The 8657-nt window shown below is 62.6% G+C and carries 11 protein-coding genes; all 11 read right to left on the reverse strand.

The window, feature by feature from the left end; genetic code table 11:
* Window positions 1–375 (reverse strand): adenosylmethionine decarboxylase, encoded by a 375-nt coding sequence (gene speD / locus NJ75_RS11760; RefSeq protein WP_039334622.1) that lies wholly within the window; start codon window positions 373–375, stop codon window positions 1–3.
* A complete protein-coding gene (locus tag NJ75_RS11765; RefSeq protein WP_039334623.1) occupies window positions 375–1991 on the reverse strand; it encodes an FAD-dependent oxidoreductase in 1617 nt (538 codons plus the stop codon). The genes speD and NJ75_RS11765 overlap by 1 nt, the downstream gene beginning before the upstream one ends.
* Window positions 1981–3531, reverse strand: coding sequence for a polyamine aminopropyltransferase (locus tag NJ75_RS11770; protein ID WP_039334625.1), 1551 nt, complete (start codon window positions 3529–3531; stop codon window positions 1981–1983). Before NJ75_RS11770 ends, NJ75_RS11765 begins: the two co-directional genes overlap by 11 nt.
* On the reverse strand, window positions 3524–3733 hold the full coding sequence (locus NJ75_RS11775) for a DUF350 domain-containing protein (protein WP_039334627.1): 210 nt from the start codon (window positions 3731–3733) through the stop codon (window positions 3524–3526). Before NJ75_RS11775 ends, NJ75_RS11770 begins: the two co-directional genes overlap by 8 nt.
* Before the next feature lie 26 nt (window positions 3734–3759).
* Window positions 3760–3906, reverse strand: coding sequence for a hypothetical protein (locus NJ75_RS24740; protein ID WP_169745717.1), 147 nt, complete (start codon window positions 3904–3906; stop codon window positions 3760–3762).
* The gene (locus NJ75_RS11780; RefSeq protein WP_039334628.1) at window positions 3903–5165 is read right to left on the reverse strand and encodes a DUF4178 domain-containing protein; all 1263 of its coding nucleotides are present in this window, start codon (window positions 5163–5165) and stop codon (window positions 3903–3905) included. The genes NJ75_RS24740 and NJ75_RS11780 overlap by 4 nt, the downstream gene beginning before the upstream one ends.
* Complete coding sequence (locus NJ75_RS11785; RefSeq protein ID WP_039334630.1) at window positions 5162–5821, reverse strand: DUF4178 domain-containing protein; 660 nt, start codon at window positions 5819–5821, stop codon at window positions 5162–5164. Before NJ75_RS11785 ends, NJ75_RS11780 begins: the two co-directional genes overlap by 4 nt.
* 33 nt (window positions 5822–5854) lie before the next feature.
* Window positions 5855–6850: an SPFH domain-containing protein gene (locus tag NJ75_RS11790; protein WP_039334632.1), complete on the reverse strand. Its 996-nt coding sequence runs from the start codon at window positions 6848–6850 to the stop codon at window positions 5855–5857.
* Window positions 6851–6996: 146 nt separating this feature from the next.
* On the reverse strand, window positions 6997–7434 hold the full coding sequence (locus tag NJ75_RS11795; protein WP_039334635.1) for a winged helix-turn-helix transcriptional regulator: 438 nt from the start codon (window positions 7432–7434) through the stop codon (window positions 6997–6999).
* A 161-nt stretch (window positions 7435–7595) separates the two neighbouring features.
* Window positions 7596–7886, reverse strand: a complete 291-nt coding sequence (locus NJ75_RS11800; protein ID WP_039334636.1) for an antibiotic biosynthesis monooxygenase family protein — start codon at window positions 7884–7886, stop codon at window positions 7596–7598.
* A 10-nt stretch (window positions 7887–7896) separates the two neighbouring features.
* Window positions 7897–8541, reverse strand: coding sequence for an O-methyltransferase (locus tag NJ75_RS11805; protein WP_039334639.1), 645 nt, complete (start codon window positions 8539–8541; stop codon window positions 7897–7899).
* Between the last annotated feature and the right edge of the window lie 116 nt (window positions 8542–8657).

Consider the following 8657-nt stretch of genomic DNA (forward strand, 5'->3'; position numbering starts at 1 on the left):
TTAGGGCAAGTGGCAGGGTTTGTCAGTCCCGAGACGCTGCAGCGAATGCTGCCGCGCAATCCTGCCACCGAGCATGGAGGCAATTACCGCCAAGCCAGCCGCAGCATCGGCGTTCTCGCCACAGACAAACAGGTCTACCGCCGCTACTCCGGTCTCCGGCCAGGTATGGATCGATATGTGCGATTCCGCCAGCATGGCCACCGCGGTCAATCCCATGGCTTCACCGAAATGGTGCAGATGCACGCCGACGACGTGCGCCTTGGCCGCGCTAGCAGCCATGCGCAGGACCTGTTCCACATGCACGGCATCATCAAGCCTGCAGCATCCATCAAGATCGGCGATGAGATGGACACTCGTGCCGGGAAGATGAACCATCAGGCGAGACTTTCGAACGGATGCGCAAGATGGGCAAGGGCGCTTTCGGCGGCAATCACGCCGCGATAGTGCGCTTCCTCGAACAGGGAAAGGCCCGAAAGGTCGGAGTGGGCAAACCACAGCGGCGGTGCCCCGCGCTGCGCCGCCATCCTGGCTGGATCCGACAGAAAGCCCGGCTCGGGCCGCACCATGGCATGGCCCCAGCGCCACACATCAATCCGCTCGATCGCGCCCGAAAGATCGGGGTTCATCGCCAGAAGATCATCCTGCACGATGCGCTGCCAGGCTTGCAACGTGCGGGTCATGAGAATCTTGCGGGCCTGGCTCGGCGTTTCACGGCTGAGCGGGACATACCAGGTCAGTACGGTCGGACCGCCATCCGCCGAAGAGGTCTGGTGCGTGGCGACGACATACCCGAGGCTTTCGCTCGCTGCCGAGACATTGTCCCACGCCAATGGTGCGCCCTTGCCACGCGGCGGGCGGCTGACCGTGACATTCGCCACGACCCACGGCGCATAGGTGAAGTGACCGCTGGCCGTGTGTTGCGGCGCTATTCTTTGGGCGACGAAGTGGGGCATCGCGAGGACGGCGGCGCGGGCGCGAACGATGCGTGTGGCGCTGGCGCGATGATCGAAGACATGGGCGAGTACCCCTGATCCGTCCGTTTCGATCCGGATCAATGACCGCGCCAAGCGCAGATGTAGCGCGATCCTGTCAGCCATTGCCCGGACCAGCCGGCCATTGCCTTCGGGCCAGGTCATTTCGCGGTCACCGTCGGCGCCCGCTGCCCAGCCACGACGCCCGGCGAAATAGTGGATGCCCGCCCAGGCCGAGACGTTCTCGGGCTCCGAGCCATAGTCATCCCTGCAGCAATAACGCAGGTGGGCGCGCAATGGGGCTGAAGTATAGCTATGTTCATCAAGCCATTGCGCGAAGCTTTGCCGGTCGAGCGAGCGGTATCGCTCATCCGTACTAGAGAGCGCCATGGGTGACGCGAATGCGTGCCTGCCATCCCGCCCGATGGCCTCACGAAACCCGGACATCGCAGACGTGAACCTTGCCTGCTGGGCGTAATCGTCATTCGAAAGCGCGGTCTGGGGGACAAGACCTTCCTGCCATTTGCCGCGCCATAGCAATCGCTCCTCAAGGTCGGCGCAAAGCTGCAGCGGATCATAGACCGGCGCGCCGTTCGCTTCGCCCGTTATCATGCCGAAGCCTCTCAGCATGTGCCGCAGGGCGCGGGCTTCACGGTTTGGCACCGGCAGGTAATGCGCGCCAAGCGGATAGGCGCTGATGGCGTTGCGATCCGATCGCCCGTTGCCGCCGGGCGCGTCTTCAAGTTCAAACAGGGCAAAGCGGGTAAAGCCGGCTTCGGCCAGGCGCCAGCCGGCGGCAAGGCCTGCGACACCGCCGCCCGCAATCAGGATGTCGATTTCCTCTACCGGGCCTGATGGTGCCGGAAACCGGCCTTCCCGGATCAGGTGGCCCCGCTGCCAATCGGTGCCGGACAGGGTGCCGGGCAGCGCTGGCTGGCTGCATCCCCCGAGCAGCGCCGTCGCCCCCGCTCCGACCGCTGCGCCAGCAAGCACCTGCCGCCGGGTTGGCTCAGCTTTCATAGCGGCCCCACTCCGCGGCGAAGCTGCGCACCAGGGCCTGGTTGTCGAGCCTGTTCACGGGCGCTGGGCGACGGGCCATATCGGGCGGAAAATCGAACATTGCGCGTTCGCTGGCGGGGGTAAGGAATCGGAGGTCTTTCGGCAGTTGCACCGCATCGGACGGGAAGACGTGGGCAGCCATGGTGAAGCCCCATTCGCCAAAGCTCGGCACATAGGCATGATAACCGCGCACGGTGAGCCCGGCGGCCTCCAGCGTGCTGGCGACGGTCCAATAGGAGCGCGGCGCAATGAGCGGGGAGGTGCTCTGCACCGTCATCACGCCACCCGGGGCGAGGAGGCGAGCGACTTGGCGGTAGAATGTCTCGGTATAGAGCTTGCCCAGCGAAAATTCGGTGGGATCGGGAAAATCGACGATGATCGCGTCGAACTGGCGCCGTTGTTCGCGCACCCAGCGAAAGGCATCGGCATTCACCATCGTGAGCCGAGGGGAGGCAAGCGCCCCGGCATTGAGATGCGCCAGTTGCGGCGTATCGCGGAAGAGGCGGGTCATCTCGGGATCGAGATCGACCAGCGTAACATGCCCAACGCGGCCGTCACGAAGCACCTCGCGGGCGGCAAGGCCATCGCCGCCGCCGAGTATCAGCACCTGCCGAGGCGCAGCGACCCGGCCCAGCACCGGCCACACCAATGCTTCGTGATAGCGATATTCGTCGCGCGTGGAGAACTGCAGATTGCCGTTGAGATAAAGCCGCAGATCACCGTCCTGCCGCGTAAGCACGATGCGTTGGTAGGGCGTGGAGCGGGCATAGACCACGGGCTCGTTGTAGAACGCAACTTCGCTCCAGCGCTGCAGCCGGTCGGCAAAGGCAAGACCACCAAGCAGCGAGGCGGCGACCAGCACCGCCGCGATCATGTCGCGCCAGATGCGTTCCTGGCGACGCAGAGCGATCAGCAAGGCGATCGCTACGGCCACGTTGGCAAGGCCGAAAACGAAGCCGGTGCGGATCATGCCCAGTTTGGGCACCAGCACCAGAGGGAACAATAACGAGGCGATCAGCGCACCGACATAATCATACGTCAGCACGTTTGAGACAAGTTCGCGGAAGGCGAACCGGTGGCGCAGGATGCGGATCAGCAGCGGGATTTCCAGCCCGACCAGCACGCCGATGGTCATCACCAGGGCATAGAGCGCAACCCGAAAGTCTCCCACCAGCGGGAAAAGCAGGAACAGACCGGCCGCAGACCATCCCCCCAGCGCTGCAATGAGGATTTCCACCCGGACGAACACCGCCATCTCGCCCGAACGCACATGGCGCGACAGCCAGCTGCCGACGCCCATCGCAAACAGGTACGTCCCGATGACGGTGGAGAACTGGGTAACGCTGTCGCCGAGCAGATAGCTTGCCAGCGTGCCCGCCAGCAGTTCATAGATCAGGCCGCAGGTGGCAACGACTAGGACCGAAACCAGCAGGATGACCGCAAGCGAAGCCGGCGCTGCATCCCGCCCGGCGTTGCTGACGGCAAGCGGTGCTTCATCCATGCACGGCGGCGGCGATGATATTGGATATGCCGATGGCAACGGCTCCGGCGAGCAGCGCCACGGCCAGGTTCTTGCGCTCGATGATCTCGCGCCACAACTCGCCCGGGGTCAGCTTGTCGACCAATACGAAACTGACGATGAAGATGACGATCCCCAGTCCGGCATAGAGCATCGTGGCAAGGAAGACGTTTGCGGTGAGCATGGCAGGCTCCTTTCAGGATCCGGTGATCATTTGTGCGATGGGCCGGTGTGGCCCGATGCGACGGGGCGGTCTTCCTCGTCGCTGTAGAACGAATAGGCGTTGAAGGCGGCGAACAGCGCCGCTGCCAGCAGCGCAAGGCTCCACAGCGCGAACAGGATCAGGCGTCTGGTCATTTGTCGCGGAACCTCCACCACAGGATGGTGACTGGCCAGGCGAACAGGACAATGACCAATGTCCACCACATTCGCCACGACATTGCGCCGGTCTCTGCTTCCACCCAGACATTGATCGTCTCGACCGAGCCCCAGGCGTCGTTGATTCCAGGGTCGACCGGCCAGCCATGCGCAGAACCGCTGACGTAGACATCGTAGGTGCCGCGCGGCACGTGGCCAAACATGGTGTCGCCATGATGGCTGCCTTCGCTCCACGCCCCATCGGAATCGGTGCCCGCATAGTGCTCGACCAGACCGAACGCATCGATCGACTGCTCGCTTGAACGATCGACCAGGTTGTATTCGAGATCGACCCAGCGGTTTTCGAACTGGTTGGTGTCCGCTTCGATGGTAACGAACTGCCATGGCCTGCGCACGATGATCGTGCCGACCTTGACCGGGGCGATCTGCCCGCCGACCGGAACCTGAACCATCGCACTTGTCCTGGTGCTCGGCCCGGCGAGTACAGCCATGGCGATCGCGGCGATGATCGAGACAGCCAGTGCGAGCTTGAACATGTTGCCAAGGTCGTCCTGCTCCATGCCGATCGCGGGCCGGAACAGCATCGGCCCTCTCGCTGCCTTGCGCCTCGGCAGACTGCGACGCCTGAGGCCGAAGGCGGCTTCGACATCGGCTTCAGGCACCGGCACAAGCTGTGTCCAGTTCTCCTCACCTTCCGAAACCTCACGCGAGAGCATGGTCTGGCCCGACTGGAACAGCGTGGCGGTTGCCGTATCGCCTGCCTTCACGCGCCAGTAGAATTCCCCCGCCACCGCGGTAGTCGAGGTCGTCTGGTCCCGGCCCATGCGCGTGAATGGCGTACTCCGCCAGTAGACCCTGTCACGGGGGCCTTGAGGCCGATCCGCCAGCATCGTGCCGAATTGCCATTCGCCATCGCAGGCCACCAGCCAGCGATAGCCGAGGTACGGGTTGAACAGCAGGAACTCCTGCCAGATGGTGATCTGGTCCTTGCGGCGCAGCGCGCCGACGACCTCCCATTCCTGCCCGAACAGCGTGCCGCGCTTGCCCAGTTCCAAGGCAAAATTCTCATTGGCGCGCTTGTACTTGCGGATCAGCGCCACTTCCGGCCGCGATACATCGAGCAGCGATCCGCAATGCTGGCAGGCAAGGTTGACCGTAAATCCCGCCGCCCGCACTTCGATCGTCCCGCCGCAGGCCGGGCAGGTGACCGCTTTGGCGCCTGCAGAGCCAGCAGTCACCGCAATTCTCCGGGCACAGTCCAGCCCTCGATCTGACGCAGGTTTCCGGGCTTGAGGCTGATCAGGTCCCAGCTATCGCCAAACCACGCCGTTGTCGCGCGCTCATCGCGCTGAAGGGAAAGGACTTCGCCGCTGGCGGAGCGGAAGTCCACGCTGGTCATCTTCGTGCCGATCTGCGTGGGGATAGGCAGATCACCCTCGCTGCCAAGGCATTCGACCTGCTTGATGTCACTTGCAAACAACTGGCGTCCATCAACCTCGATCACGTCTCCCGGCGTTATTGTGCCGCCTTCCGCAAAGGCGCGGACGTCCGCGCGGTCGAGCAGTTGTGGCCACTCGGCTGTCAGCATGAACATGCCAGCTGCCTCGGCCAGCCAGAACTGCGCGCCACTTTCGGCCATGGCCAGCCATTCGTTCCACGAGCCCCCGGCCCAGGCCCAGCGCACCCGGCCGACCACGACCAAGCTGCGTCCCTCGGCCACCAGCGTGGTGCCAAGCTGGATCGGTGAAACATCGAATGGCAGGACTGCAACCTTGCCCACATCCTCGATACCGAGCCCGTGGCGCAGGATCAGTGTCTGGCAGTAGGGGCATGTCGCATAGGGAAGGGACGGGCCTCGCAACGGCACCTGCGCTCCGCACGAAGGGCATTTCATCACGTCCCTCTTCCCCCCAATGCGAGCGCGCAATCAGCGGATTCGCGCGAGCAGCTCGGCCTTCTTGGCATCGAACTCCTGCTGGCTCAATGCGCCCAGCGTTACCAGCCTGTGGAGTTTCTCGATCATCGCGAGGGGATCTTCTTGGGTGACAGCGGGAGCAGTTGCGGGGATCGTTGCCTGGCCAAGTCCCTGGGCCATCGCGCCGCTCAATACCGTTGCAGCAGCAACCCCGGCGCCGATACCGGCCACCCCGCCGCCATCCTGGCTTGCAGCATCCTCGATTGCTTCTGCCGCCTGGAAACGAGTGTAATTTCCGAGATCGCCAAGCACTCGCATCGAACTGGCCTTATCCAGATGGGCCTGGACTTCATCGGGCAGCGACACGCTTTCGACGTAGAACGTAAGGCAGGTCAGTCCCCACTGCGCAAAGGCCTTGTCGACCTCGAGCTTGATCTGGTCAGAAAGCGCCTGCTGGTTTGCCGCCAGATCGAGGAAGGCAATGCCACTGCCGCCAAGGGCAGTGGCTATCGCGGTCTGGATCGCGGCACGCAATTGCGGTTCGAGCGAGGGCACCGAGATGCCGGCCAGCGTCCCCATCACGCGCGAGACGAATGGTGCGACTTCGCTTACGCGAAAGGAATATGAGCCGAATGCACGCAGGCGCAGCGCGCCGAATTCAGCATCGCGCACTGTAACTGGCTGGGCAGTTCCCCACTTCAGGCCATGCTGCTCCTTCAGCGAGAGGAACACCACGTCCGACTTGAATGGCGATTTGAAAGCCTTGTCCCAGTTCATCAGGTTGGACAACAGGGGCAGGTTGGCGGTTTCGAGCGTATGCAGGCCCGGTCCGAAGAAATCTGCGATGCGGCCTTCATTGACAAATGCCGCGATCTGTCCTCCGCGCACCGTCAACTGGGCGCCGTGCTGGATTTCGCGATCGGCAAAGGGCACGCGCCAAGCCAGTTCGCCGGGCTGCTCCAGCCACTCGATGACATCGACAAACTGCTTGCGAATAAAATCAAACATCACGGATGCCTTCCCGAAAGCCGCGCACTGCTTGCTGCAGCCTAACTTTTCGGAGCGGCCAGGCAAGAGAGCGCGTCGACCCGGACTTCGTCGGGACCGCAAAGTCCCCGTGGCGGATGAACAATTCCTTGCGTTGATGGAGGGGGCTACTCTTCCTCACTGTCAAACGCCGCGCGGGAAGCGCGGATGAGGTCCTGGTGGGCGTTGATCCAGTTGATCAAGCCGCGCGTCTGAACGTGCAAGGACTCCCCCAGATGGGTGAGGTTGTAGCTTACCTTCGGTGGCACATCGCCGCTGATCCTGCGCGTGACAAAGCCATCCCGTTCCAATGTGCGGAGCTTCATTGTGAGGATGCGCTGGGAAATGGCGCGTTCGGCTGAGAGCCTGGCAAGCAGGCGCCGTAGTTCGGCGTGGCGAAGCTCTCCGGTAGCAAGCACCAGAAGTATCAGAGTCGACCACCGGTCACCGAGGAGCGCCATGATTTCGCGCACGGGGGCATCGCGACTTGTCCCGTGGCGCTCCATTTCGTCAGCCAGAGAGGCAAGCGCAGGCCGTTCGAATGTCCCGCTAATGTCGTGCGCCATGCTTATCTTCGGCACAAAGGAGTGCCGCCCCCCGCGCTGATCTTCCGCACCTTATGCCGCAGTTCGAGAAGATCAATAAGCGGGAAGTGGTCGGTCAGGGCGGAACTGACTGCAACTCGGGAACAAACAACCGAGGAAGATGATCATGCGGCCGAGCGGCGTCAGATCACGTTCTCGACATGCACGACGCAAGGCGGGGCCGTGAAAAATGGACCAGCCAAGGCTCGCCATTCCTGGAAGCCCTGGCTTTCCCGGAAGTCGACCATGTGGGCTTCCACGCTGGTCCAGCCCACGACCAGGCGATAGGTTCCCGGTTCCTCGATCACCCTCTGCAACGCGAACGATACAAATCCCCTCGCCTGTTCGAAATGTGGACGGGCCTGTGCCACCGCGGCTTCGAATTCGTCCATGCGGGCGGGATCAATGGTGAGCGCAGCGATTTCGTGAATCATCGATGGTCTTTCAAAGCTTCGGATTGTCGGCGCTCCAGCGCACGGTCAGATCGATTCCGCTGCCGATGGGCAGCAGCACGGATTGCAGATCGGGCTTGCAGCGGACTGCGTTACGATACTGGCGAACACTAGGACGATCGAATTCGGGTTCGATCATGTTGTCGGAAACAATAACGCCTTCGTCGCTCAGTTTAGGATAGAATGCCTCGAAGCAAGGCAAATAGAGCTCTTTCCAGATGTCGAGAAGCACAAAGTCCCAAAGCCCTTCATCGTCTTGAAGACAATCCAGAGCGTCACCGCACCGAAATTCGACGAAGTGATCCAGTCCTGCCTCTGCCAGTTGTTCGCGGGCGTAAGTCTGTTTGTAGTCGGCCAATTCGCAGGTCACGACAAGCGCACCGATCTGCGCTGCGGCATCTGCAAGGAACAGCGTCGAATATCCGTAGCTGGTGCCGAGTTCGAGTATGCGTGCCGGGCGGCGTGCGAGGATTAGCGAATGCATGAAACGTCCGGCATCCTCGCCTACTGGTAGCAGGAATTCGTCACGGACGGCAAACCCGGCGAGGCCGAGCGTCTTCATGCGATCCCCATCGTCTCTTGCGCGGTCGCGGTAGCGGTCGAACACGCGAGCCACGCGGGGATCGGCGAAGATCATGCGCATTCTCCTTTGCAACCGGGGCGTTCGTCAGATCCAGTCTACACCATTTCGTTGAATGTTTGGGCGCACCAGTCTGCGATGTAGTCGCGCATGGCGGTGCCGTTGTCGGCGCC

Source organism: Novosphingobium subterraneum (genome assembly GCF_000807925.1).
Lineage (GTDB): Bacteria > Pseudomonadota > Alphaproteobacteria > Sphingomonadales > Sphingomonadaceae > Novosphingobium > Novosphingobium subterraneum.

Coding starts and splice junctions, on each gene's coding strand:
- NJ75_RS11765 (WP_039334623.1), bottom strand. CDS start 1,991: ATGAAAGCTGAGCCAACCCGGCGGCAGGTGCTTGCTGGCGCAGCGGTC.
- NJ75_RS11805 (WP_039334639.1), bottom strand. CDS start 8,541: ATGATCTTCGCCGATCCCCGCGTGGCTCGCGTGTTCGACCGCTACCGC.
- NJ75_RS11775 (WP_039334627.1), bottom strand. CDS start 3,733: ATGCTCACCGCAAACGTCTTCCTTGCCACGATGCTCTATGCCGGACTG.
- NJ75_RS11795 (WP_039334635.1), bottom strand. CDS start 7,434: ATGGCGCACGACATTAGCGGGACATTCGAACGGCCTGCGCTTGCCTCT.
- NJ75_RS11770 (WP_039334625.1), bottom strand. CDS start 3,531: ATGGATGAAGCACCGCTTGCCGTCAGCAACGCCGGGCGGGATGCAGCG.
- NJ75_RS24740 (WP_169745717.1), bottom strand. CDS start 3,906: ATGACCAGACGCCTGATCCTGTTCGCGCTGTGGAGCCTTGCGCTGCTG.
- speD (WP_039334622.1), bottom strand. CDS start 375: ATGGTTCATCTTCCCGGCACGAGTGTCCATCTCATCGCCGATCTTGAT.
- NJ75_RS11790 (WP_039334632.1), bottom strand. CDS start 6,850: ATGTTTGATTTTATTCGCAAGCAGTTTGTCGATGTCATCGAGTGGCTG.
- NJ75_RS11785 (WP_039334630.1), bottom strand. CDS start 5,821: ATGAAATGCCCTTCGTGCGGAGCGCAGGTGCCGTTGCGAGGCCCGTCC.
- NJ75_RS11800 (WP_039334636.1), bottom strand. CDS start 7,886: ATGATTCACGAAATCGCTGCGCTCACCATTGATCCCGCCCGCATGGAC.